The 24,179-nt window shown below is 63.0% G+C and carries 22 protein-coding genes; 17 read left to right on the top strand and 5 right to left on the bottom strand.

Annotation, left to right across the window (positions count from 1 at the left end; translation table 11 throughout):
- Positions 1 to 385: 385 nt before the first annotated feature.
- Positions 386 to 1,927: a hypothetical protein gene (locus WG907_RS07970; RefSeq protein WP_340232228.1), complete on the top strand. Its 1,542-nt coding sequence runs from the start codon at positions 386 to 388 to the stop codon at positions 1,925 to 1,927.
- Here the strand turns inward: WG907_RS07970 and WG907_RS07975 are convergent.
- Positions 1,916 to 2,641: a class I SAM-dependent methyltransferase gene (locus WG907_RS07975; protein WP_340232229.1), complete on the bottom strand. Its 726-nt coding sequence runs from the start codon at positions 2,639 to 2,641 to the stop codon at positions 1,916 to 1,918. The genes WG907_RS07970 and WG907_RS07975 overlap by 12 nt on opposite strands.
- Positions 2,614 to 3,627: a glycosyltransferase family 2 protein gene (locus tag WG907_RS07980; RefSeq protein WP_340232230.1), complete on the bottom strand. Its 1,014-nt coding sequence runs from the start codon at positions 3,625 to 3,627 to the stop codon at positions 2,614 to 2,616. The genes WG907_RS07975 and WG907_RS07980 overlap by 28 nt, the downstream gene beginning before the upstream one ends.
- 127 nt (positions 3,628 to 3,754) lie before the next feature.
- Here WG907_RS07980 and WG907_RS07985 point away from each other — a divergent pair, with 127 nt between their 5' ends.
- From WG907_RS07985 to WG907_RS08000, 4 genes are all read left to right on the top strand, one after another.
- Positions 3,755 to 5,326, top strand: coding sequence for a putative glycosyltransferase family protein (locus WG907_RS07985; RefSeq protein WP_340232231.1), 1,572 nt, complete (start codon positions 3,755 to 3,757; stop codon positions 5,324 to 5,326).
- Positions 5,323 to 6,852, top strand: a complete 1,530-nt coding sequence (locus tag WG907_RS07990; protein ID WP_340232232.1) for a TadA family conjugal transfer-associated ATPase — start codon at positions 5,323 to 5,325, stop codon at positions 6,850 to 6,852. Before WG907_RS07985 ends, WG907_RS07990 begins: the two co-directional genes overlap by 4 nt.
- Before the next feature lie 74 nt (positions 6,853 to 6,926).
- A complete protein-coding gene (locus WG907_RS07995; RefSeq protein WP_340232233.1) occupies positions 6,927 to 7,739 on the top strand; it encodes a class I SAM-dependent methyltransferase in 813 nt (270 codons plus the stop codon).
- Between the two features lie 63 nt (positions 7,740 to 7,802).
- On the top strand, positions 7,803 to 8,759 hold the full coding sequence (locus WG907_RS08000; protein ID WP_340232234.1) for a DMT family transporter: 957 nt from the start codon (positions 7,803 to 7,805) through the stop codon (positions 8,757 to 8,759).
- On the opposite strand, the gene WG907_RS08005 is transcribed toward WG907_RS08000, so the two are convergent.
- On the bottom strand, positions 8,731 to 9,162 hold the full coding sequence (locus tag WG907_RS08005) for an OsmC family protein (protein ID WP_340232235.1): 432 nt from the start codon (positions 9,160 to 9,162) through the stop codon (positions 8,731 to 8,733). The genes WG907_RS08000 and WG907_RS08005 overlap by 29 nt on opposite strands.
- 87 nt (positions 9,163 to 9,249) lie before the next feature.
- Here WG907_RS08005 and WG907_RS08010 point away from each other — a divergent pair, with 87 nt between their 5' ends.
- The 11 genes from WG907_RS08010 to WG907_RS08060 all read left to right on the top strand — a co-directional run bounded on the left by WG907_RS08010 (position 9,250) and on the right by WG907_RS08060 (position 19,622).
- Positions 9,250 to 9,615: a PRC-barrel domain-containing protein gene (locus tag WG907_RS08010; RefSeq protein ID WP_340232236.1), complete on the top strand. Its 366-nt coding sequence runs from the start codon at positions 9,250 to 9,252 to the stop codon at positions 9,613 to 9,615.
- 146 nt (positions 9,616 to 9,761) lie between these two features.
- The gene (locus tag WG907_RS08015; RefSeq protein ID WP_340232482.1) at positions 9,762 to 10,433 is read left to right on the top strand and encodes an RBBP9/YdeN family alpha/beta hydrolase; all 672 of its coding nucleotides are present in this window, start codon (positions 9,762 to 9,764) and stop codon (positions 10,431 to 10,433) included.
- Positions 10,434 to 10,540: 107 nt separating this feature from the next.
- Positions 10,541 to 10,726 carry a YezD family protein gene (locus WG907_RS08020; RefSeq protein WP_340232237.1) on the top strand — a complete coding sequence of 62 codons (186 nt, stop codon included), beginning with the start codon at positions 10,541 to 10,543 and terminating at the stop codon, positions 10,724 to 10,726.
- Positions 10,727 to 10,805: 79 nt separating this feature from the next.
- Entirely contained in the window at positions 10,806 to 13,292 is a 2,487-nt protein-coding gene (locus WG907_RS08025; protein ID WP_340232238.1) for a TonB-dependent receptor, read from the top strand.
- 101 nt (positions 13,293 to 13,393) lie between these two features.
- Positions 13,394 to 14,266: a 3-methyl-2-oxobutanoate hydroxymethyltransferase gene (panB, locus tag WG907_RS08030; RefSeq protein WP_340232239.1), complete on the top strand. Its 873-nt coding sequence runs from the start codon at positions 13,394 to 13,396 to the stop codon at positions 14,264 to 14,266.
- A gap of 72 nt (positions 14,267 to 14,338) precedes the next feature.
- Positions 14,339 to 15,037: a tetratricopeptide repeat protein gene (locus WG907_RS08035; protein WP_340232240.1), complete on the top strand. Its 699-nt coding sequence runs from the start codon at positions 14,339 to 14,341 to the stop codon at positions 15,035 to 15,037.
- 14 nt (positions 15,038 to 15,051) lie between these two features.
- Positions 15,052 to 16,395 (top strand): BamB-related PQQ repeat family beta-propellar protein, encoded by a 1,344-nt coding sequence (locus WG907_RS08040; RefSeq protein ID WP_445326783.1) that lies wholly within the window; start codon positions 15,052 to 15,054, stop codon positions 16,393 to 16,395.
- Positions 16,396 to 16,428: 33 nt separating this feature from the next.
- On the top strand, positions 16,429 to 17,793 hold the full coding sequence (der, locus tag WG907_RS08045; protein WP_340232242.1) for a ribosome biogenesis GTPase Der: 1,365 nt from the start codon (positions 16,429 to 16,431) through the stop codon (positions 17,791 to 17,793).
- A gap of 13 nt (positions 17,794 to 17,806) precedes the next feature.
- Positions 17,807 to 18,034, top strand: a complete 228-nt coding sequence (locus WG907_RS08050; protein WP_445326784.1) for a sulfurtransferase TusA family protein — start codon at positions 17,807 to 17,809, stop codon at positions 18,032 to 18,034.
- Positions 18,035 to 18,115: 81 nt separating this feature from the next.
- Complete coding sequence (locus tag WG907_RS08055; RefSeq protein ID WP_340232244.1) at positions 18,116 to 18,562, top strand: Hpt domain-containing protein; 447 nt, start codon at positions 18,116 to 18,118, stop codon at positions 18,560 to 18,562.
- Between the two features lie 49 nt (positions 18,563 to 18,611).
- Positions 18,612 to 19,622 carry an LLM class flavin-dependent oxidoreductase gene (locus WG907_RS08060; protein ID WP_340232483.1) on the top strand — a complete coding sequence of 337 codons (1,011 nt, stop codon included), beginning with the start codon at positions 18,612 to 18,614 and terminating at the stop codon, positions 19,620 to 19,622.
- A gap of 19 nt (positions 19,623 to 19,641) precedes the next feature.
- On the opposite strand, the gene WG907_RS08065 is transcribed toward WG907_RS08060, so the two are convergent.
- Positions 19,642 to 20,712 (bottom strand): acyltransferase family protein, encoded by a 1,071-nt coding sequence (locus tag WG907_RS08065; RefSeq protein WP_340232484.1) that lies wholly within the window; start codon positions 20,710 to 20,712, stop codon positions 19,642 to 19,644.
- Positions 20,713 to 20,954: 242 nt separating this feature from the next.
- Here WG907_RS08065 and WG907_RS08070 point away from each other — a divergent pair, with 242 nt between their 5' ends.
- On the top strand, positions 20,955 to 22,613 hold the full coding sequence (locus WG907_RS08070) for an ATP-binding protein (protein ID WP_340232245.1): 1,659 nt from the start codon (positions 20,955 to 20,957) through the stop codon (positions 22,611 to 22,613).
- A gap of 65 nt (positions 22,614 to 22,678) precedes the next feature.
- On the opposite strand, the gene WG907_RS08075 is transcribed toward WG907_RS08070, so the two are convergent.
- On the bottom strand, positions 22,679 to 24,142 hold the full coding sequence (locus WG907_RS08075; protein WP_340232246.1) for an MATE family efflux transporter: 1,464 nt from the start codon (positions 24,140 to 24,142) through the stop codon (positions 22,679 to 22,681).
- Between the last annotated feature and the right edge of the window lie 37 nt (positions 24,143 to 24,179).

A 24,179-nucleotide genomic window follows, 5' to 3' on the forward strand; every position in this document is an offset into this window, starting at 1 on the left:
ATGTGAGCCGTTCGCCCTGAGCGAAGTCGAAGCCTGTCCTGAGCGCCTGCTGCAAGCAGGCAGTCGAAGGGGGCCCTGCTGAGCGGAGGCGAAGCGCACCTCGCTACACTCAGTGGTAGGCTTCGACTTCGCTCAGCCCGAACGGATATCTGCGATTTGACGCGCGATGGTCTAAATCGCGTAAAAACAAAAATTTAGAGCGGTGATCCGATCCAATCGGATCGCAAACCGCTATGAAAAGGGGCGCGACCGCATCGGTGGTTGCGCCCCTTTTGTCGTTCACCCGCCCGGCCACCGACGCAGTGGGCGCCGCCGGCCTTGCTCGCCAGCCTCGTTGGGCGTGCCAGCCCTCGACCTGATCGTCGTCCCGGCTTATGGACGAACCATGGGGGCGATATCCGACGATGAACAGGCTTGGCCCACCGGTGCGGCCACGCACCCGATGGCGCGCCTCGTTCCCGTTTCCGCACTCGCCGCCGCGCTGATCCTCTGGCTCGGCGTGACGCAGCTTCTGCTGTGGCGCTTCCTCGATATCATGCCCCCCTGGGCCTACGCGCTCGCCATCTTCCCGATCGCCTGTCTTTGCCTCAGCATAGCGCGCAGCAAGCCCGAGCGCACTGATGCGCCGACGATCGCCACCCTTCTCTTTTGCCTGACCATTGCGCTCGTTCTGCTGATGCTCGGCGGCGAAGGACGCTTCTTCTACGCCAATATCGACTGGCAGGTCCGGCTCGCGGCGCTGCACGACATGCGGGTCAATCCCTGGCCCTTCGTCTATACGGCCCGAGCGCAGCCCGATGTGCTGCGCTTCCCGATCGCCATGTTCCTGATGCCCGCGCTCGCCGGAAAAGCCTGGGGCGCGCAGGCGGGCGATATCGCGATGCTCTGCCAAAATGCGCTGCTGCTCGGCACGCTGATGGCCATGGCGTCGGTCCTGTTCCCCACGCGCCGAGCAAGGATGATCGCGCTGATCGTCGTCATCTGGTTCAGCGGCCTCGACGCGCTGGGGCGAATGCTCTTCAGGGGCGGCCTGTCGGATCATCTCGAAAACTGGGCCTATCTTCAATATAGCTCGATGGTGACGCTCACCTTCTGGGTGCCGCAACACGCCCTTTCGGGATGGATCGGGGCAGTCGGCTATCTCCTGTGGCGCGAGCGGCATGTCCGATTGGGTGGCTTTTTGACGCTGCTGCCGCTGACGGCGCTGCTCTCCCCGCTTGGCCTGATCGGCGCCATGCCCTTCGCGGCGCTTGCGGGCGCGCGGTCGCTGAAGGCGCGGGACATACGGGTCGGCGATATCCTGCAACCCACATTTGCGCTGCTGCTGAGCCTGCCCGGTCTGCTTTACCTCGCCGCCGCACCCGAGGGGGTAGGCATCCGGCTCAAGGCGCTCGTACCGGTCCAATGGGCGATTTTCGAGGCGCTGGAGGTGCTGGTCTATATCATCCCGCTGGCGCTGATCGTCCGGCGAGCGCGCACGGGCGCCGACACCCTCACGCTCGTGACCCTCTGGCTTCTCGTCATTCCCTTCGTCCAGATCGGGTCCTCTACCGATTTCATGATGCGGGGGTCGATCACCGCGCTCACCCTGCTCGCGATCATGGTCGCCGATGCGCTGCAACGGCCGGGCGGAACCCGCATCTGGCTGGCCGCGATGCTGCTGATCGGCAGCTTGACCGGCATCGCCGAGGTCCGCCGCGCCCTCGTCTATCCGCCCGCGCCGGACGTGCGGTGCAGCGTGTTCAAGGCATGGGACCAGAGCTTTGGCGCTTTTCCCAAAGGCTCTTACATCGCACCCCTTGCTCAAATGCCCCCGCTCGTGCGGCCAACCAATCCAGTCCGGGTCAGCGCAGCTGAACCTGCCCGCTGCTGGGACGGTGCATGGCACCATCCCGACAGTCCGGACCCGCCCGGCTCAGGCCGATAATATCGCGTAAAGGGAGAGGCCAGCCGGAAAGCGCACGCGACCGAGCAGATGCCTTTCCGTCGCGAATATCCGTCGCAGCCAGCCGTTGATCGGGCGCGATGGCTGGGCATCGGAGCCCCCTTTCCGGCCGAACAGGCGATGCGCCATGCGCGCCGCAACCGCCAGCGGGAACAGTAGGCTGTTGAAATAGCCCGCCGCCTCGATCTTCAATCCCGCAGCCTGCGCCACGCCGGTCAGGCTCCCCAGCGTGTAACGGCGCTTGTGATGGTGCAGTACATCATGATCGGACCACAGCCACGGTGCTGCCGGCACGGTCAGCAGGATGCGGCCGCCGGGCGCAAGCCGTGCCCGCAGCGCGTCCAGCGCGTCCCGGTCCGCGTCGACATGCTCCAGCACGTCGAGCAAGGCGATGAGGTCGTAGCGGGCCTCGCCAAAGCCGATTCGTCCGGGCAGCATGCCGGGCTCGATCCGCGCGATGCCACGAGCGGTTGCCAGCCTCCTCGCACCGTCGTCATATTCCAGCGCATCGACGGAACCATAAGCCGCCAGCATGGCAAGGTTGCCGCCAGTGCCGCATCCTGCCTCCAATATGCGCGCGCCTGGCCTCGGCGCGATCCGGCGCGCGATCAGCGAATCCAATATGGCGCGGCGAGCGACGAACCACCAATGGCCCTCCTCCTGCGCGCTCATGCTCGCATAGGCTGATCGGTCCACGGTGATTCATCCTGTGATAAGGGAATGGAAGGTGCGGCCGCACCCGGCCCATATTCGGCGGCGATGATGTAAAGCGGCCGCTGCCGCACTTCCCGCGCGACGCGGCCCAGATATTCGCCGATGATGCCAAGGCTCATGAGGTTAAGCCCGCCCAGCATCAGCACTGCGACCATGATCGACGCATAGCCCGGCGTATCGATCCCGGTAGTCAGGGTGTGCACGATCAGGAATGCGGCATAGGCAAAGGCCAGCAGCGCGATCGACCCGCCGATATAGGACCAGATGCGCAGCGGCATCGTGGTGGACGCGGTGATGCCGTCGACCGCCAGCGACCAGAGCTTGCCAAGCCGCCATTTGGTCGAGCCGGTGCCGCGCGCCGCGCGAACATAATCTACCGTCGCGACCCGGAAGCCGATCCAGGAAAACAGCCCCTTGTTGAAGCGGGCCTGCTCGCCAAGCTGTTTGATGACATCGACGGCCTGCCGGTCGAGCAGGCGGAAGTCGCCGACATTTTCGGGGATCGGGTAATCGGAGAGTCGGTTGAGCAGGGCGTAGAAACCCCGCGCGCTCGCGCGTTTGAACCAGCTATCGCTCGATCGGTCGATCCGGCGAGCATTGACCACCTGCGCCCCGCCCAGCCAGTGGCGCACCATCTCGATAATGATTTCGGGCGGGTCTTGCAGGTCGACGTCGATGGGAATCACGCAGTCGCCCGCCGCCTGATCGATGCCGGCGGCGAGCGCGGCTTCCTTGCCGAAATTGCGCGACAGCGACAGCGCGCGCACATCATCGTTCATCCGCGCGATGATCGCTAATATATCGCCCGTACGGTCGGTGCTGCCATCGTCCACGAACAGATATTCGGCGCGCGCATCCGGCCCGATCAGTGCGAGCGCCCGGTCCACGGCTGGCCGCGCCGCGTCGAGGAACGGCGAAATGCCGTCCTGCTCGTTGAACACGGGAATGACGATCGACACGGTTGGCATGGCGCGCGGGCATCCTGAAGCTATCCTCCCGCTATCGGCCCGAATGGTTAACGAGCCGTAAGCAGAGCCGAGGGCGGTTACACTTCATTCACCATATTCCGGCATCAGTCCTGCGATGCGCCGCGCCATGATCAGTTTGCTCAATCGCCGCGCGCTGACGCTGCTGGCGCTTGGCGCCCTGCTGATGCTGCCGACATTCCTGTTCGGACCGGGAGCGAGCCATTCGCATCTCTATAATTATATCTGGACCGGCCATTTCGGCGAGCAATTAGCGGCGGGGCATCTTTACGAACGCTGGCTGCCGCGCAGTTTCGAAGGACTGGGCAGTCCGACCTTCTATTTCTACCCGCCACTTGCTTACTGGATTTCCGGCGGCTTCAACGCAGCGGGCTTTAGCATATTCCAGGCGATCAACCTCGCTGGCTTAATCCTGCTGGTGGCATCCGGCCTTGCGATGCACGCCTTTCTGGCGAACCGCGTGGCCCGGCCACTGCTGGGAGCCGCGCTCTATATGGCCGCGCCCTATCACCTCTATGATTTCTACGTGCGCGGCGCGCTTGCGGAATTCGCAGCATTCCTGTGGCTCCCGCTGATCGCGCTGGCCATCGATCGCCTGCCGGCGCGACGGGGCGTCGCATTGCTGGCGGTTGCTTATGCCGGACTCATCCTCACGCATCTGCCTGTAGCGATGCTGACGGGCGTTTTCCTGATCGCTCCCCTGATGGCGCGTCGCATCTGGCAAGACCGGGCGGCCCTGCCCGCCGGCCTGCTCGCAGGGCTGATGGCGATTGGGCTCGCCGCCTTCTACCTGCTGCCGGCCATTACCTTGCAAGGCCATGTCTCCACCGAACTTCTATGGAACGAACGGTATCGCGCGACCAGCTGGTCAATCTGGCAGGACGGCGCGGAAATCTACATTGCCATGGCGGCCGGCGCGATCCTACTGGCCTGGCCGGCGCGATCGATCTGGTCGGCTATTACCGTGGTTACGGCTCTCGCCTCCATCCGCCTGATCCCATTTATTTGGGATATCGACCTGCTGAACAAGGCGCAGTTCCCCTGGCGCGCCCTGTGCATCGTCGAATTTACCGCCGTCACCGCACTGATGCACTATCGGCCGCGCGCCGTCCTCCTGACAGCCGCCCTGCTTTCTCTGACCCTGTCCTATGCGATCCTCATCGGGATCAGCGCCAAAAATCTGCGCACAGCCGTCGACTATCCTCGCATCGCCCTCAACCAACCCGATGCGCCGGAATATCTTCCGCTCGGTTTCGACGCGAGCCGAGTGGACCCCTATGACCGGTCGACGGACCTGAGCGCCGTGCGCTCGCTGCCACGCGGTGATTCGCTGCTGGTGCAGCGGCCAATGACCGTGAGGCTGGGCCACGCCGCCTTCCCGATCTGGCGCGTCACGCGGGATGACCGAACGGTGGCGTCGACTGGCCCGCTCATCCAGTTCCAGGCGATGCCCGGCCGCTATCTCGTAGAGCGCGTGCGCCTGTGGCAGGAGAGCGCAGGGGCCGTGCTTTCGGTGCTCGGTCTTCTCCTGCTAGCGCTTTTGCTGATGCCACGACGGATAAACGCCCGCCTTATTAGCCATTTGTCAAAGTTTCCGTCTTATTCACCTTGCCTTGCCATATTTGATCGGACCGTTTTTGGGTGGCTGGGCCGATCGCGACATTCTGGCGGAGACACATGAGCGCATTTGGACGGAAAAATGGACCTGCCGGCATCAAGCCGGGCTTTGGCGTTGCCCGGCCGATGCAAGGCGGACAGGCAGTCAAGGAAGAGGTGCGTGGCGGTGACCAGTTCCCGCCGCTCGATATCGCCGCCCTGCCGGGCGAAGCGGTGTTCGATCCTCTCGCCGCGCCGCCCAGTCAGTTGCAGCGTAACGCCGACGCGATGCAGCGTCTGTCGGATCGCGCGAACCACGATCATGTGCCCGACGCCGGCCCGCAGGGCTTCGAGGCGTCCGTCCACAAGATCAAGGAACAGGTGCTCCCCCGCCTGCTCGAACGGGTCGATCCCGAAGCGGCTGCCACGCTGACCAAGGATGAACTGGCGGAGGAATTTCGTCCGATCATCATGGAAGTGCTTGCCGAACTCAAGCTGACGCTCAACCGCCGCGAACAGTTCGCCCTGGAAAAGGTGCTGGTCGATGAGCTTCTGGGGCTCGGGCCACTCGAAGAATTGCTGTCCGACCCAGACGTGACCGACATCATGGTCAACGGCCCCGATCAGACCTATATCGAAAAAAAGGGCAAGCTGGTCATTGCCCCCATCAAGTTCCGCGATGAGGAACATCTGTTCCAGATCGCCCAGCGAATCGTCAGCAAGGTCGGCCGTCGTGTCGACCAGACGACCCCGCTGGCCGATGCTCGCCTGCCCGACGGTAGCCGCGTCAACGTGATCGTGCCCCCGCTCTCGCTGCGCGGCACGGCCATTTCGATCCGTAAATTCTCGGCCAAGCCGATCACCATCGACATGCTGGCCAATTGGGGCGCGATGAGCCCTAAAATGGCGACCGCGCTCAAGATCGCCGGCGCGTGCCGCTTCAACATCGTGATTTCGGGCGGCACCGGTTCGGGCAAGACGACGATGCTCAACGCCTTGTCGAAAATGATCGATCCGGGCGAGCGCGTCCTCACGATCGAGGATGCCGCCGAACTGCGGCTGCAACAGCCGCACTGGCTCCCGCTCGAAACCCGCCCGCCGAACCTGGAAGGGCAAGGCGCGATTTCGATCGGCGATCTCGTCAAGAATGCCCTGCGCATGCGCCCCGATCGTATCATTCTGGGCGAAATTCGTGGCGCGGAATGTTTCGATCTGCTCGCCGCGATGAACACCGGCCATGATGGCTCCATGTGTACGCTCCACAGCAACTCGCCCCGCGAGTGCCTGGGACGCATGGAGAATATGATCCTGATGGGTGACATCAAGATTCCCAAGGAAGCGATTTCCAAGCAAATCGCCGACTCGGTCGACCTCATCGTTCAGGTCAAGCGGCTGCGCGACGGCTCGCGCCGCGTCACCAATGTGACCGAAGTGATCGGCATGGAAGGCGACGTCATCGTTACGCAGGAACTGTTCAAGTTCGAATATCATGACGAGGACGACAGCGGAAAAATCGTCGGCGAATATCGCTCGATGGGCCTGCGCCCCTATACGCTGGAAAAGGCGCGGATGTTCGGTTTCGATCAGCCTTATCTGGAAGCCTGCCTGTAAAGGACGGGGCCACGCCCCTTGCACTTCCCTCGCGCGAACCGCACATCGGCATTTCTTCAACGAGAGGATATCCGATGAACCGTCTCGCCCGCGCCGCGCTGCTCCTGACCGGCCTTGCTCTCCCGGCCCTGCCGATCGCCGCGCAACATGCCCATCACCAGGCTCCCAATCCGGCATCGGCGATCGCAGCAGCCGTCGCCGCTCCTAGCCGGACGCCCGACAACAGCGTCCGCGACCGCTATCGTCATCCCGCGCAGACGCTTGGCTTCTTCGGAATTACGCCCACCCAGACCGTGGTGGAATATGCGCCGGGTGGCGGCTGGTATACCGAAATCCTCGCGCCGCTGCTGCGCGATCATGGCACCTTCTACGCCTTGCAGCCCACGGGCCGCGGCCTCGATGGATATAAAGGCTTTCTCGCCGCCAAACCCGCCATCTACGACAAGGTGAAGCTCATTGCCTTCCCCGACGACACCGCCACGATCCCGGCCGGCAGCGTCGATACCGTGCTGACCTTCCGCAACATCCACAATATGGTTATGGGCGGCACCGAGGCGGCGACCTTCAAGGCCTTCTATGCCATGCTCGAGCCCGGCGGCACGCTCGGCATCGTCGATCATCGCCTGCCCGAGTCCCGCGACAGCGCCCTTGAAAAGACGAGTGGCTATCTGAAAGTATCGACGGTGCGCCGCATCGCGCAGGCTGCCGGCTTTGAATTTGCTGGCGCGTCGGAGGTCAACGCAAATCCCAAAGATACCGCCGATTGGGAAAAGGGCGTGTGGACCCTGCCCCCCACCCTGCGCAATGGCGAGGTCGACAAAGCCAAATATCTGGCGGTTGGCGAAAGCGACCGGATGACGCTCAAATTCCGCAAACCGCTCAAATAGACGCTTTAAATAGACAGGGCCGCGACCGGTTGCGCGAGCGCGTAACCGGGTTAAGGCGGCTGTATGTCGCAACCTGCCACCTCCTTGCCCCGGACGTCGCCCGTTCTGCCGGCGGCGCGCGCCAACCGCCCGCTGTTCGCCATCGGCATAAGATTGCTCGCCGTGCTGTGCATGTCAGCGATGCTGATCACGGTCAGGGTCGCCGACAGCCACGGCGTCCACGTCCTCGAATCGCTCTTCTACCGGCAGTTAATGTCGCTGCCACTCGTCTTTCTCTGGGTGGTTTCGACCAGCGGCGTGCAATCGCTCCGCACGCACCGGATCGGCGTTCATGCCAGCCGGATGGCGCTGGGCGTGGTTGGCATGCTGCTCAATTTCCTGGCCTATATTCTCCTGCCACCCGCCGAGGCGACGACGATCGGCTTCACCATGCCGATATTCGGCACCATCCTGTCGGCGCTTATCCTGCGCGAGGCAACCGGCATCCATCGCTGGTCGGCGGTCGCGCTGGGCTTTGCCGGCATACTCATCATGGTGCGCCCGGATGCGGGCCATTTCCCGATGATGGGCGTCGCCGTCGCCCTGTCGGGCGCGATCCTCACCGCCAGCGTGAGCCTGGTCCTGCGCCAACTCGGTCGGACGGAGAGCGCGGGGGTCATCGTATTCTGGTTCACGCTGCTCTCGCTGATCCCGCTGGGCGCGGCCATGCCGTTCGTCGCGCGCGCGCATGATCTCGTCACCTGGGGCCTGTTGCTGCTGATCGGCCTACTGGGCGGCGTCACGCAGATCTGCCTAACCGCCTCGCTCCGCTGGGCGCCGGTGTCGGTGGTGCTGCCAATGGATTATAGCGCGATCCTGTGGTCGACCCTGCTAGGCTGGGCATTATGGGGGGTATGGCCGATGGCATCCACCTGGGTCGGCGCCATCATCATCATCGGCAGCGGCCTCACTATCGCCTGGCGCGAACATCTTCACGCCAGGCGACCGGACTCTAACCGAGCAGTTCCGCATCCAGACTGATCTGGGCATTCAGTAGTTTCGACACCGGGCAGTTCGCCTTCGCCTTGCCCGCCAGATCCTGGAACGTCGCGTCGTCGGTGCCGGGGATGCTCGCCTTCAGCGTCAGCTTGCTCGCCGTAATCGCAAAACCCTCGTCCTGCTGCTCCAGCGTCACGACGGCCGTCGTCTCCAGCTTGTCCGCGGTCAGGCCGGCCTCGCCCAATATGAGCGACAGAGCCATGGTAAAGCAGGATGCATGCGCCGCCGCGATCAGCTCTTCCGGATTGCTGCCGGGCACGCCCTCGAACCGCGTCGCAAAACCATAGGGATGGGCGTCGAGCGCGCCGCTCTGGGTCGAGATCGCGCCCTTGCCATCCTTGAGCCCGCCGCTCCATATCGCCGATCCGCTGCGATTGATCTTCATGCTCTGCTCCTGCTGTTGCGGACAGGGAACCCGGTCGCCTGCCCATGGTTGCATCCAATATAAACGAATTTCAGCAGGAGAGCGACGATGGCGGATCTATTGCCGGAAAATCAAAGCGACCTGATTGCGTCGGATAGGGTGGAAGGTACGCTTGTCTTCAACCCCGCGGGCGAAAAGCTCGGCCGCATTTCCAATTTCATGGTAGACAAGCGCAGCGGTCAGGTGCGCTATGCGGTCCTGTCCTTCGGCGGGTTTCTGGGGCTGGGGCATGATCATTATCCGCTTCCCTGGTCCATGCTCCATTATGACGTGGCCATGGGCGGCTATGTCGTCGAACTGGACAGGGGGGCGCTGGACGACGCGCCGGGCCATGCCAGCGATCAGCGGCCGCGTTTCGACGAGGATTATGGCCGCGCTGTCCACGGTTATTATGGCCTGATTTACCCCTGGTAATTCGCAGCGCGAGCGTGAGCAGACACCATCCGCATGAGAACATAATCCGCTTGCCTAAATTGCGACACATTTCGTCGCCATCCTATTGTCTACCGATGAAATAGAATTACTGTCCGAGGCTCGGCAAGATGGATGAGGACAGCATCATGGAGCGATTCGGATATGCAGAGGATGCGCGTCAGCCCGTCGTGCTGACCATTCCTGGCCTCAATAATAGTGGTGCCGGTCATTGGCAGACCCTTTGGGAAGAACAGCGCGGCGACTGCCAGCGTGTCGATCTGGGCAGTTGGGCCAGCCCGAATCGCAATGCCTGGGTAACGCGTCTGGACGCGGCGATCCGCGAGGTGAACGGCCCGATCGTTCTGGCGGCGCATAGCCTTGGTTGCCTTGCCGTGGCTTGGTGGGGCGCATTGCAGAGTCAGGCCTATGGCTGGCCCGTGACAGGCGCGCTGCTGGTCGCTCCGCCCGATTGCGACAGGATGGAAACGCCCGAGTCGATCGGCGGTTTCGGGCCGACGCCCCGTGCTCAGCTTCCCTTCCCCTCAATCGTCGTCGCCAGCCGCGACGACCCTTATATTTTTTATGAGCGCGCCCATAGTATCGGCAAATATTGGGGCAGCCAGTTCGTCGACGGCGGTTACAGCGGGCATATCAACGCGGAATCCGGGCTTGGCGAATGGCGCCAGGGACAGGCATTGCTCGAACGCTTGCTGGATGGTGCCCATGAACAGGCGCAGATGCAGCGCCAGTTGCGGCCTTCCTTGCCGATCCAGTGCGACCATCGCTGGGCCGGTGCGCGCGCCGCCCTGAATATCTGACCCTCTTTTTTTGCCCCGGGGCGTGCCAAGAGAAACTTGCACGCCCCCTATTTTTGCTTTTTTGTCTATCTGATAAGTTGAGATAAAGGTCTGGCGGTGAGGTGCATATGAGCGAACACAGGCCAAAAGACTTCGTTCTTCACGACCATAATGGTCGCAAGGATATCCTTGCCAGCATCGAAAAGGTGCGTGGCGCGCTCGAACAGCTCCGTTTCGGCTCGATCACATTGACGGTCCATGACGGACGCGTCGTCCAGATCGACGTGACCGAAAAAACGCGGCCGGGGAATTAACAAACGGACTCAGCGTCAACCGACTGACGGCGGCGCTCAATATTCTGACCGGACATCCGGATCAAATGGGGGAAATATAATGAACGCACGTTTTCTTCTGCTCGCCAGCGCTGCGACCGCCAGCATCTCCATACCTGCTGTCCATGCAAAGGATGTCGCGCCAGCACCGGCGCCGGCCGCTGCAACCGAAGGTGCCGCTGAACAGCAGACGCGGGGCGAAGTGATCGTCGTTACCGCGCGCCGCCGGCAGGAAACCGCGCAGGAGGTGCCGCTGGCGATCTCGGTGATCCGGGGTGACAGCATCGAGGCGACGGGCAATTTCAACGTCGTGAAGCTGCAACAGCTCGCCCCTACATTGCAGGTCTATACCTCGAACCCGCGCAACACGTCGGTCAATATCCGTGGCCTCGGCGTACCGTTCGGCCTGACCAGCGACGGTTTCGAACAGGGCGTTGGCATCTATGTCGACGATGTCTATAATTCGCGCGTCGCCGCCGCGACCTTCGACTTCCTCGACGTCGCTCAGGTCGAAGTGCTGCGCGGTCCGCAGGGCACGCTCTACGGCAAGAACACCACCGCCGGCGCGATCAACATCACCACCAACCAGCCGACCTTCGATTTCGAAGGACGCGCCGAACTGACCGCCGGCAACCTCAATTACAAGCAAGCCAAGGCCGCTATTTCGGGGCCCCTGTCCGACACGATCGCCGCGCGCATCGCCGTCGCGACGACCAGCCGCCGTGGCGTCTATTATAACAGCTTCTCGAACCGCTATATCAACGAACAGGACAATCTGGGCCTGCGCGGCCAGTTGCTGTTCAAGCCTAATGACGATCTGAGCATCACCCTGTCGGGCGATTACAGCAAGCAGGACCCGGAAGGCTACGGCACCGTGTTCGTCCGCGTGGGGCGCACCCAGCGCGCGCTGAACCGTCAATATGACGGCCTCGTGGCGGCCATCAACGCTGCCAACCCCGGCCGCAACTATGCCGTCCCCAGCCGCAATCCTTATGACCGGCTGACCGACCTCAACAGCAACCTGAATGCAGGCAACAAGATCGGCGGCGCGTCGCTGAAGATCAACTGGGATCTGGGCGCGGGCAAGTTTACCTCGGTCACCGCATGGCGCTTCTGGGACTGGAAGCCGGAGAATGATCGCGACTTCACCGGCCTGTCGATCGTAGCCAAGTCCCAGAACCCCTCGCAGCAGAATCAATATAGCCAGGAATTCCGCTACAGCCAGGAAGGCGAAAAGATCGACTTTCTGGTTGGCCTGTTCGGCTTCAAGCAGCGGATCGACACGCAGGGCACGGAATCGCAGGGCGCCGACGCCACCAAGTGGAGCCTCGCACCCTCGACCGATCCCAACAATGTCTACAATCGGGATGTCCTCAACGGCCTGACCGCCAGCAATATCCAGTATCTCAAGAGCACCAGCGCCGCTTTGTTCGGACAGCTTAGCTGGAAGGTGACAGACGCCCTGACGATCCAGCCGGGCGCGCGGGTCAATTATGACAAGAAATCCGGCTTCTACCAGCGCACCGTGATCAATGGCGCGGGGAATGTTATTGCCAGTTGCGCGCCCGCCGCGACGCTGGGCAATGCGGTCCTGACCGCCCAGTGCGGCGTCTATCAGCCGCAGACCAGCGCGCCATCGGACAGCGCCTGGAATTTTACCTATGATTTCAACGTCAACTACAAGGTCACGCGCGACATTCTGGCCTATGCGACTTATGCCAAGAGCTTCAAGACGCTGGGCATCAATCAGAATGGTCTCCCGCTCGATGCCAACAACCGGCCCATCGAGAATGCAGGCACGGTCAAGCCGGAATCGGTGAATCATTTCGAAGTCGGCCTCAAATCCCAGTTCTGGGGTCGTCGGGCGACCTTCAACCTCACGGCATTCCGGACCGACATCAAGAATTTCCAGGCTACCGTGAATAACGGCCAGTTCGGTGTGCTTCGCGGCTATCTTGCCAATGCGGGCAAGGTCCGTTCGCAGGGCGTCGAAGCGGATTTCAAGATTGCGCCAAGCGAGCGTTTCAGCGCCTATGCAAACGCCGCCTATACGGATGCCAAATATAAGAAGTTTGTCGATGCCCCCTGCCCGCCGGAACTGTCGGGCGGCAGCGTGATTACCAATCCCGCGACCCAGACGCCTGCCGCAGCCGGTACGCCTGGCTTCAGCCGTCCCAATTGCGACATCTCCGGTGCCAGTCTGCCCGGCGTATCGAAATGGGCCTTTTCCTTCGGCGCGGAGGGCAATCTTCCGGTCACGCTGCTCGACAAGGAAGGCCAGGTCTATCTGGGCGTCGATGGCAATTACCGCTCGCACTGGAATTCGAACGCCTCGCCGTCGATCTATACCAATGTGAAGGGCTATGCGCTGACCAACTTCCGTGCCGGCTTCCGCGGCGAAGGATTCGACGTGTTCGGCTGGGTCCGCAACGCGTTCAACGTGAACTATCTCGAACTGTTGCAAGTCGCGCCGGGCAATGTCGGCCTGATCGCCGGCCAGCCGGGCGATCCGCGCACCTGGGGCGGGACGATCAAATTCTCCTTCTGACGGGGTTCGACGTACAGAGCGCACAGGGGCGGGATCGGCAACATGCCGCTTCCGCCCCGGTGGCATTTGCGCGCCCGACAAGGCTGGAGTAAAGCGCGCGCATGTCCACCACCTTCACGCTCGACACCTCGACCAGCCGCGCCAACCCCACGCCCGCGCCGATGAAGCGTCTGACCGTGCCCGCAATCCAGCGGCGCAAGGTCGATGGAAGGACGGCCGATCCACTGGTGATGCTGACCGCTTATACTGCGCGGCAGGCGCAGATCCTCGATCCGCATTGCGATCTGCTGCTCGTCGGTGATTCGCTGGGTCAGGTGATCTATGGCCTGCCCTCTACGCTCGCAGTCACGCTCGACATGATGGCGGCCCATGGCGCGGCGGTAGTGCGCGGAAGCTATCACAGCGTCGTCATCGTCGACATGCCTTTCGGCAGCTATGAAGCCTCACCCCAGCACGCCTTCGCCAGCGCAAGCCGCCTGATGGCGGAGACCGGCTGCGCGGCAGTGAAGCTGGAAGGCGGCGTGGCGATGGCCGAAACCATCGCGTTCCTCAGCCAGCGTGGCATCCCGGTGATGGCCCATGTGGGCCTTACCCCGCAGGCGGTGAACGCCCTTGGCGGCTATGGGGCGCGCGGCAAGAGCGAAGAGGAACAGGCCAAGATCATCGCGGACGCCCGCGCCATCGCCGATGCGGGCGCATTCGCCGCCGTGCTGGAGGGCGTGATGGAGCCGCTCGCCATTGGCATTACCGACAGCATCCCCATTCCGGTCATCGGCATCGGCGCATCGGCCCATTGCGACGGTCAGGTGCTGGTGACCGAAGATATGCTAGGCATGTTCGATCGTGTGCCGCGCTTCGTGAAACGCTATGGAAATGCCGCCGACATGATCGACGAGTCGGTCCAGCGCTACGCCGCCGAAGTCCGCGACCGCAGCTTCCCAAGTGAAGAACAGGTCTATCAACCCAAAAAGTGATTTGCGGAAGTCCGCCACCCCGCTAAAGATCGCGCCTTCCGGCAGTTTTCGCTGCCCTTTTCGGAGAATATCGTGGCCCTGACGCCGCAAAATAGCGAAGCCTTCATGCGTGAGGTGGACGATGCCGTCCGCCAGGATCAACTGCTGACCTTCTGGGAACGCTATGGCCGCGCCGTTCTGGCGGCGGTGATCCTTGGTCTCGCGGCGTTCGGCGGCTGGCTATACTGGCAGCATTACAGCGCCCAGCAATCTGAAGCGGTGTCTGAAGACATGGCGAAGGTCGCCGACAGCGCTCTTGGCGGCGGTAATCCGGACGCCAAACAGATCGACGCGCTGACGAAGGCGAGCCAGCCGGGCTATCGCGCATCGGCGCAACTGCTCAAGGCCGGCGTCGCCTCGCGCAGGGGCGATGCCAAAGGGGCGATCGCAATCTACGCCGCGATGGTCGCCGATACGGCGCTCGATCAGCCCTATCGCGATCTCGCGCTGATCCGCCAGACCGGTCTCGAGTTTGACAGCCTTAAGCCGCAACAGGTAGTCGACCGGCTTAAATCGCTTGCGATCGAGGGTGGTCCGTGGTTCGGCAGCGCCGGGGAACTGGTTGCAATCGCCTATATGAAAATGCGCAAGCCCGATCTGGCCGGGCCGCTGTTCGCGGCCATGGCCAAGGACCAGAATGTTCCGCAGTCGATCCGTTCACGAGCGCGACAGATGGCGGGACTATTGGGGATCGACGCCGTGGAGTCGCCGGCCGAGCCGGTACGGGGATAATGAGCGGGATGGGGATGCACAGGATGAACAAGTTCGCGCCGATCGGCCGCGTCATAACGATGGCCGCCATGGTCGCGCTGCTTTCCAGCTGCGGCATCATCGGCGGCAAGAAAGGCGGACCCAAGACCCCGGTCGTAGGCAATCGCCTGTCGATCCTGTCCAACGAACAGGGTGTCGAGGTCGAACCTTCGATTGCCGATACGCAGGTTACCCTGCCCGAACCCTATGTGAACGACAAATGGTCGCAGCCGGGCGGCGATCCGTCCAAGACCATGGGCCATCTGGCGCTGAGCGCGTCCCCCTCGCAGGCATGGACCGCATCGATCGCCGGCAGCACGCCCAAGGCGCGGCTCGCATCCGCCCCGGTCGTGTCGGGCGGCAAGCTGTTCGTGATCGACGCCGATGCCCGCGTCATCGCCTTTGACGCAACCAGCGGCGCGAAGCTGTGGCAGACGGCGCTGCCGGCCGAGGGCAACGGCCGCGCATTGTTCGGCGGCGGCGTAAGCGTGGTCGATGACAAGGTCTATGCCAGCACCGGCGTCGGCGATGTTGCAGCCATGAACGCGGCCGATGGCGCGATCCTGTGGAAAAAGACACCCGGCGGTCCGCTGCGCGGGGCGCCCACGCTGGCCAATGGTCATGTTTATGTGATGGGCCAGGACAATCAGATTTTCGCGCTCAACCAGACAGACGGCGCGGTGCAGTGGAGCGATAGCGGCACGCTGCAGGCGACTGGGATCTTCGGTGTCGCTGCGCCCGCCGCCGCGCAGGGCACCGTAATTGCAGGCTATAGTTCGGGCGAAATCAACGCCTATCGTTATGAAAATGGCCGCCAGCTTTGGGGCGACGCACTGTCGCGCACCAGCATCTCGACCGCCGTCGCCTCGCTCACCGATATCGACGCCGACCCGGTGATCGATCGCGGCCGCGTGTTCGCCATCGGCCAGGGCGGCCGCATGGCCTCCTACGAACTGGTGAGCGGCCAGCGGCTTTGGGAAATCAACATCGCCGGCATCTCCACCCCGTGGGTGGTCGGCGAGTGGGTGTTCGCCGTCACCAGCGACGCGCGATTGCTGTGCGTCGCCCGCGCCACCGGCAAGATCCGCTGGGTGAGCCAGCTGCGCCGTTGGCAGAAGGAAAAGAAAAAGGACAAGGCGATCCGATGGACCGGGCCAGTCCTGGCCGGGGGTCGCCTGATCCTGGTCTCCACGCGTGGCCAGATGGTCAATATCGACCCCGCGACCGGCACCGTGCAATCGGAAGTCGACATGGACAAGTCAATGTCGCTTTCGCCCGTGGTCGCTGGTAATATGCTCTATCTGCTCGCCGATGACGGCAAGCTGACGGCGTTGCGGTAAGCCAGCGCGTAAAGGAAGGAACCGGGTCACATCATGCTGCCCACAGTAGCCATTGTCGGGCGGCCCAATGTGGGCAAGTCCACCCTTTTCAACCGGCTGGTGGGAAAGAAACTGGCGCTGGTCGATGACCAGCCCGGCGTCACCCGTGACCGGCGAGAGGGACAGGCGCATCTGCTGGGCCTCGACTTCACGATCGTCGACACGGCGGGTTACGAGGATGAGGACGCGCAATCACTCCCCGGCCGCATGCGCATGCAGACCGAGGCGGCAGTCGAAAATTGCGACGTCGCTTTGTTCATGATCGACGCGCGCGCCGGCATCACCCCGCTGGACGAGGAAATCGCGCGCTGGCTGCGCGCGAATGACGCGCCGGTTCTCCTCGTCGCCAACAAGGCGGAGGGCAAGGCCGCCGACGATGGCGTGATGGAATCCTTCAGCCTGGGGCTGGGCGAGCCGATCCCTTTCTCAGCCGAACATGGCCAGGGCATGGCGGACCTGTTTCAGGCGCTGCTCCCGCATCTGGAGCGCGAGGATGACGATCCGTACGAACGCGAATTTTACGAGGATGATGAAAGCGCCCCGCTCAAGCTGGCGATCGTAGGCCGTCCCAATGCGGGCAAATCCACACTCATCAACCGGCTGCTGGGCGAAAACCGCCTGCTGACAGGGCCGGAGGCGGGCATTACCCGCGACAGTATCGCGGTCGACTGGATGTGGACCGACCCGGAGGGGCTGGACCGGCCCGTCCGCCTGATCGACACGGCCGGCATGCGCAAACATGCCAAGGTGCAGGACAAGCTGGAACAACTCGCCGTATCCGACGGCCTGCATGCGGTCAATTTCGCCGAGGTCGTGGTGCTGCTGCTCGATTCGACGCGCGGGCTCGAAGCGCAGGACCTACGTATCGCCGACAAGGTGTTGCAAGAGGGCCGCGCGCTCGTCATCGGCCTCAACAAGTGGGATACGGTCGAACATGGTTCGGCTTTGTATCAGGGCGTCAAGAAGGCACTGGACGATGGTCTGGCGCAGGTGCGTGGTGTGCCGATCATGACGGTGTCGGGTGCGACTGGCAAAGGTCTCGACGATCTTATCCGCGTGGCGTTCGAAACCCGCACCGCCTGGTCGCAGCGCGTGTCGACGGGCATCCTCAATCGCTGGTTCGAAACCGCGCTGGAGGCCAATCCCCCGCCCGCCCCCGGCGGCAAACGGATCAAGCTGCGCTATATCACCCAGAACAAGACGCGCCCGCCCACATTCGTGCTGTTCGGCACCCGGCTGGACGATCTGCCCGAAAGCTATCGCCGCTATCTGGTCAACGGCATTCGCAAGGAACTGGGTTTCGGCGCCGTGCCGGTTCGCCTGACGCTGCGCAGCGCCAAAAATCCCTATGCCAAATGAGGTCATCGGCCCTTTGGATACCCCTGTTCCCGTCGAGGTCAACGCGCTGGGCATGAAATGCCCCTGGCCGGTGCTGCGCGCGGCCCGGGCGATGCGAACCGCCGAAGCCATAGTGATCGCAGCCGACGATCCGATAGCGGCGCGTGAACTGACGGCCCTTGCCTCCGAAAGGGGCTGGGGCCTGTGCGTGCTAGCGGAAAAACGGTTCCTGATTTCACGCTCGCCCGACGATTGCGCCTGATCGGACGTATCGAGCCCGTTTCTTTACCCGCTGTTTACGCGCCTGCCCTATTTTCGCTCTGGTGGATCAAGGAGTGCGCTGGTGTCCTATGACGATGCCGAACTGGTGAACTGGCAGGAATTTTCGCGCACTCGGACCGAGTTGGGCGCTGAGTTCATACGCATTTTGGGCTATTTCCGGGAAGATGGTGAAAAATCCATTACCGCGGTGGAAAATGCCTTCCGCGGGCGCGACCCCGTTGCTCTCGTCATCCCGGCCCATACATTGAAGGGCGAATCAGCGCAGTTCGGTGCACATCGGTTGAGCGCTATGGCTGAAGAGATTGAAATGGTGGCCCGGCGTTGCGTCGAATTTCACGAAAGCCCCGAAGAGCTCATAGAAACCGTGGTCGCACTGCGACCCTGTTTTACCGAAACGATAGCGGTCCTCGATCGCGACGGCACTCAGGTTGCGCCGCGCCGTCCCGCCACATTCGGTCGCCGGGCGGACACCCAGCCACAGGGATTTGGACGGGCGATACCATCTTAAACGATGATCGATATTGAAATAAAACCGATCATGCCCCCATATGGCGGCCATGACATGCTTCTCCGTACTTGATCTGGTGCCCGTTGCCGAAGGCAGCGACGTCGCCACCGCCCTTGCCAATGCCGCAAGCCTTGCCACCCATGTCGAGGCGCTCGGCTATGAGCGCTACTGGGTAGCCGAACATCATGGCACTGCCGGCATCGCCTCGGCAGCGACGGCGATCGTGCTCGCCCATGCCGGTCAGGCGACTTCTACCATCCGCATTGGCGCTGGTGGCATCATGCTGCCCAATCATGCGCCGATCCTGATCGCCGAGCAGTTCGGCACGCTCGACGCGCTGTTCCCCGGTCGCGTCGACCTCGGCCTTGGACGCGCGCCCGGATCGGACCAGCGAGTGGCGCAGGCCATGCGGCGGACGCTGTCTGGTGGACCAGACGAATTTCCCCGCGACGTGATGGAGCTTCAGGCCTATTTTGCGGGCGACGAGCGGCTGGGTTTTCAGGCGACGCCGGGCGCAGGCGCGAATGTGCCGATCTGGATATTGGGCAGCAGCCTTTATGGCGCGCAACTCGCCGCCGCGCTCGGCCTGCCCTACGCCTTTGCTTCGCATTTCGCCCCCGGCGCGCTGGATCAGGCGCTCGCCGTCTACCGCCGCGATTTCCGTCCCTCGGCGCAGCTCGATCGACCCTATGCCATGGCGGGCTATAATATCTTCGCCGCGCCCACCGTGGAAGAAGCGCATTATCTCGCCAGTACGATGCAACAGACGTTCATCCGTTTGCGGACCGGCGAGCACGGCCGGATGCCGGCCCCGGTAGAGGGGTATTTCGACAGCCTTCCGCCACAGGGACAGGCCATGCTGAACGACGTGCTGGCGGTTTCGAGCATCGGCACGCAGGCGGATGTTGAGCGAGACCTTGCCGCCTTCATCGCGCGCACGGGCGTGGACGAGGTCATTATCGCCAGCCAGATTTTCGATTTCGAGGCGCGCAAGCGCAGCTACGCCATCGCCATGGACGCGGTCCGCGCGATCGAGCAGCCTGTGCCAGCGGTAGCCTGACCAACCGGGCCTGACAGCTTCAGGCCCGGCTCAGCCGTCCGCCGCTCAACAATCTCGCAAGATGGGGCGCTGCCCGGCTCAATATCGTACCGAGCAAGATAACCGCGAGCAGCACGAGCAGTGGCTGGGCCAGTAGATAGGCCGGATAGAGCGGCGAACCCATCGGGCCGAACAGCGCCCCCAGCACTGGCCCACCAAGCCAGATCAGGATGAGATGGGCGCAGAAGAGGAAGAAGGCGAAAGGCTCGATCCGGAGCAACGGCCCTCGCGCCGCCGTCGCCGCAAGGCCCCAGGCAAGCCGCCAGAAGAACAGCGCCGCCGTGACCCGTACAGCCAGGTCGAGCACGGCGCGCCACAGCGCAGGCTCGGTAACGCCCCCCAATTCCAGGAGAAGCTGCGCCGGCATCAACAGCGCGAAGGGGAGCATCGCCAACGCCCACGGCATCGCTACCGAACGATCCGCCCAGTCGAGCCGCCGCGCGAGGATGCCCAGCGTGAAGAAGAACAGGATCGCCGCACGCATCAGCACCGGTGGTCCGATCCCGAAAACATGACACAGCCCGGCTGCCGCCGCTACCAGAGCAAGCGACCAGCCAGGTAGCCGTACCAGGAGCGGCGCAGCCAGCATGCACAGGAACAGGTCGCGCAGGAATGGCATCTGCACATTGATGTCGGGATTGCGGCTGAAAACGAATAGTTCCTGCAAGACCCAGCCAGCGGAATGCGGTTGCGGCGCCGACAGCGACCCGATCGACGCTGCGCCCGATACCAGCAGGATGGCAAGCGCATTCCACATGACCATCGGCAAAACTATGGTGCGCGCCTTTCGCCCGACATGCGCCGTCCAATCCTGCGTTCGGGACGATCCGCCCACCAGCCAGCCGGAAATCAGGCCGAGCAGCGGCACCGCGCTGTGGCCGAACAATTCCATCAGAACCCAGCGCAAATCCTCTTGCGGCGTCCCCCGCAGCGCGGCGAGCGCCTCGCCATTCACGCCGGTCCAGGCATGGACATAGACGACGCCCAGGATGCAGATCACGCGCGCAATGGCAATCGCATCGGAACGCCGCGCCGCATCAGGCGTCATCATATCGGGCAAGCAATCATCCTGGCCATAATGCCTGCCCAATGCGTGGAAGCCAAGGCTGTTCCGTTCGCAGGTGCAACATTGCAAGATCATCCATAATGGCGCGCCGTTCGGACTCGCTTAACCTAGCGGGTGCCACCTAGTGCACCCTGCCCCGAATTTCGACTAAGCCTATCTTTACCAATCCGCTTTAGACCGTTCGGGTGCGCCGGATGTTCGTTCGGCCTGAAGGACGATAAGGGCTCATGACGCACATGCCGGGCGCAACTCAATTTTCCCAAGCAGGCGCGTCCGCACACCCTTCGCTGAGCGATGCCATGGGCATGGTTTTCCAGATCGCCGGTTCCAGTTCCAAGATTATCATCGACGCCGACCGACTCCAGATTCTGGGGCAGGATTCCGATCCCTGCATCGCGATGGCGGGGCAGGTCGGTAGCCAGGTCAAGATGCGGGTCGGGAACAGCTGGTTGATCGCAAGCGTGCGCGCCCTCACGCTGGACCGCGACAATGCCTCCAGCATCATCGCCGATATCGACTTTCTGGGCGAAGGCGATCAGGAAGTTCTGACCGGGCGCATCTATCGCTTCCGCCGTGGCGTCACCCGCTACCCGACGCCTGGCACCGAAATCCACCCCGCGTCCAGCGCCGACATGCAGCAGATCTATGCCGCCGACGACCGCCCGCACGTCCATATCGGCACCGTCTATCCTACGCTGGACACACGCGCTGCCCTCTATGTCGATTCCATGCTCGGCAAGCATTTCGCGCTGCTGGGTTCGACCGGCACCGGCAAGTCCACCAGCGCCGCGCTGATACTCCACCGCATCTGCGACCTATCGCCGCAGGGGCATATCGTGATGATCGATCCCCATGGCGAATATGGCGCGGCGTTTCAGCAAAATGGTGCGGTCTACGACATCAACAACCTCGCGCTCCCTTATTGGTTGATGAACTTCGAAGAACATTGCGAGGTCTTCGTTACGGCCCAGGGAGGAGAGCGCACGGTCGATTGCGACATCCTGGCCAAATGCCTGCTCGCGGCCCGGATGAAGAACCGGCTTGCCGAAAGCATCGGCCGACTGACGGTGGACTCGCCCATCCCCTACCTTCTGTCGGACCTGACCAACATCCTCCAGAATGAAATGGGCAAGCTCGACAAGGGCACGGGTTCGCTGCCCTATATGCGTCTCAAGACCAAGATCGACGAGATCAAGGCCGATCCGCGCTACAGCTTCATGTTTTCCGGCATGCTCGTCGCGGACACGATGCAGGAATTCATCGCGAAGATCTTTCGCCTGCCCTCCAACGGCAAGCCGATTTCGATCATCGACGTGTCGGCCATGCCGTCGGACATCACCTCGACGGTGGTGTCCGTTCTGTCGCGGCTGGTGTTCGACTATGCCATCTGGGCGCGTGAAGAGCCGCAACGCCCGATCCTGCTCGTGTGCGAGGAAGCGCATCGCTACATTCCCGCCTCCACCAGCGGCCGGGGCCAGGCCGTGCGCCGCATTCTCGAACGGATCGCCAAGGAAGGCCGCAAATATGGCGTGTCGCTCGGCCTTATCACCCAGCGACCGTCGGACCTGGCCGAAGGCGTGCTGTCGCAATGCGGCACCATCATCGCGATGCGCCTCAACAATGATCGCGATCAGGCCTTCGTGAAGGCGGCGATGCCCGAAGGAGCGCGCGGCTTCCTCGATTCCATCCCGGCGCTGCGCAATCGCGAATGCATCATCTGCGGCGAGGGCGTCGCCGTGCCGATCCGGGTCAGCCTCGACGATCTGGAAGAGGCGCGCCGCCCGGCTTCGGCCGATCCCAGCTTTACCGATCTGTGGCGTCAAAGCGGCGGCGAGCATGACATTCTCGACCGCACCATTGCGCGATGGCGCAGCCAGGGGCGCTAGCATCGTCTTTGGTCTTCCGCATTCTGCGAGCCGCGGGCCGTTCCAGCGGCTTCAGAATGCTCCGATCACCCCGCCGGGATGATCCGCCCCGCAGGCTCGCCTTCGGCATGCACCGTCTCGCGGCATTCTTCCTCATGCACCGGCGCGAGCAACGTCGCCTTGCGCCAGCCACCCTGAAAGTAGACGATCGCCGCGAGCAGCAACGACGTCAACGACCCCGCCGGAAAGCTGAACCACAGCGCGTCTACGCCAAGATGGGGATAGAATAGTTCGTAAAATCCGATGCGCGCTCCGAACAGGGAGAGCAACAGAATGAGCAGCGGTTTCACCACGACGCCATTGGCGCGCAACATGCCGAACAGGACCATGGTGCAACCAAATGCCACATAGCTCCAGCTGACCCGAATCTGCATATGCCAGGCTGCGTCGATCACCGCGACATTCTTGCCCAGAAACAGGCCGAGCAGGGGGTCGTGAAACGCCAGCATCGCTGCTGCCATGGTGCCGGTGATAAGCAGCTGAAAACCGATGCCGACCCCCGCGATCCGACTGATCCGGTCCCACCGGCCAGCGCCGATATTCTGCGCCGCCATCGCACTAACTGCCGCACCGACCGCCATCGAGGGCATCTGGAGATAGGTCCAAAGCTGCTGCGATGCGCCATAGGCGGCCGTCACCGCCAACCCTTCCCGATTGACGAGGCCGATCATCATCAGGCCCGATGCCGACATGACTATCATCTGAAGGCCCATGGGCAGGCCCTTGCCGAATAAAATCCGCATCTGCTCCGCGGTGGGTCGCAGATAGCGCAGTTCCGCGCCGCGCAACCGCAATGGCAGATCCCTGGCATAGGTATAGCAGACAAGGGCGATCAGGCTGATGAACCCCGCCCCGGCGGTGGCAGCCGCAGACCCTGCAATACCCATCGCCGGGATCGGCCCCAGCCCCAGGATCAGCACGGGGTTCAGCACCAGATCGATGGCGACGCTCAGTATCATGAAGATAAGTGGCGTGCGCGAATCGCCTGCGCCGCGCAGCCCCATCATCATCATGACGCTCAGCAGGCTCGCCGGCATCGCGATGAAGATGACGCGCAGATAGACGAGCGCCAGCGAAAACGCCTCCGCCGGCGTTGCCAGCAGGCGTAACAGGTCGGGCGACCATATCCATCCCGCCGCCGCGACGACCAGCGCCAACATGGTGCAAAAGCCTATCGCCGATCCGAACGCTCGTCGTGCCACGTCGATGTCGCCCCTGCCCACGGCCTGCGCGACCATCACAGTCGACGCCATCCCGAACCCGAACACGACTGAGAACATCAGGAACATGACGATATTGGCGTTGGCCGTCGCCGCCAGTGCCTGCGCGCCCAGAAACCGCCCGACCCAGATCGCGTTGATCGACCCGTTGAGCGACTGGAGGATGTTGGACGCCAGGGTGGGGATGGCGAACATCAGCAGGGTCGACGCGATCGGCCCTTGCGTCAGATCACGGCCACCCGATTTGCCATGCAGTACCGGTGCGTCCATCTCTCCGCCTCCCTTCCGCCTTCAGTGCTCCTGCTGG

The organism is Sphingobium fluminis, from assembly GCF_037723805.1.
Lineage (GTDB): Bacteria > Pseudomonadota > Alphaproteobacteria > Sphingomonadales > Sphingomonadaceae > Sphingobium.

Coding starts and splice junctions, on each gene's coding strand:
- WG907_RS08065 (WP_340232484.1), bottom strand. CDS start 20,712: ATGATGACGCCTGATGCGGCGCGGCGTTCCGATGCGATTGCCATTGCG.
- WG907_RS08010 (WP_340232236.1), top strand. CDS start 9,250: ATGGCGGATCTATTGCCGGAAAATCAAAGCGACCTGATTGCGTCGGAT.
- WG907_RS08015 (WP_340232482.1), top strand. CDS start 9,762: ATGGAGCGATTCGGATATGCAGAGGATGCGCGTCAGCCCGTCGTGCTG.
- WG907_RS07985 (WP_340232231.1), top strand. CDS start 3,755: ATGATCAGTTTGCTCAATCGCCGCGCGCTGACGCTGCTGGCGCTTGGC.
- WG907_RS08070 (WP_340232245.1), top strand. CDS start 20,955: ATGACGCACATGCCGGGCGCAACTCAATTTTCCCAAGCAGGCGCGTCC.
- WG907_RS07970 (WP_340232228.1), top strand. CDS start 386: ATGGGGGCGATATCCGACGATGAACAGGCTTGGCCCACCGGTGCGGCC.
- WG907_RS08000 (WP_340232234.1), top strand. CDS start 7,803: ATGTCGCAACCTGCCACCTCCTTGCCCCGGACGTCGCCCGTTCTGCCG.
- panB (WP_340232239.1), top strand. CDS start 13,394: ATGTCCACCACCTTCACGCTCGACACCTCGACCAGCCGCGCCAACCCC.
- der (WP_340232242.1), top strand. CDS start 16,429: ATGCTGCCCACAGTAGCCATTGTCGGGCGGCCCAATGTGGGCAAGTCC.
- WG907_RS08005 (WP_340232235.1), bottom strand. CDS start 9,162: ATGAAGATCAATCGCAGCGGATCGGCGATATGGAGCGGCGGGCTCAAG.
- WG907_RS08075 (WP_340232246.1), bottom strand. CDS start 24,142: ATGGACGCACCGGTACTGCATGGCAAATCGGGTGGCCGTGATCTGACG.
- WG907_RS08060 (WP_340232483.1), top strand. CDS start 18,612: ATGACATGCTTCTCCGTACTTGATCTGGTGCCCGTTGCCGAAGGCAGC.
- WG907_RS07990 (WP_340232232.1), top strand. CDS start 5,323: ATGAGCGCATTTGGACGGAAAAATGGACCTGCCGGCATCAAGCCGGGC.
- WG907_RS08040 (WP_445326783.1), top strand. CDS start 15,052: ATGCACAGGATGAACAAGTTCGCGCCGATCGGCCGCGTCATAACGATG.
- WG907_RS08025 (WP_340232238.1), top strand. CDS start 10,806: ATGAACGCACGTTTTCTTCTGCTCGCCAGCGCTGCGACCGCCAGCATC.
- WG907_RS07980 (WP_340232230.1), bottom strand. CDS start 3,627: ATGCCAACCGTGTCGATCGTCATTCCCGTGTTCAACGAGCAGGACGGC.
- WG907_RS08020 (WP_340232237.1), top strand. CDS start 10,541: ATGAGCGAACACAGGCCAAAAGACTTCGTTCTTCACGACCATAATGGT.
- WG907_RS07995 (WP_340232233.1), top strand. CDS start 6,927: ATGAACCGTCTCGCCCGCGCCGCGCTGCTCCTGACCGGCCTTGCTCTC.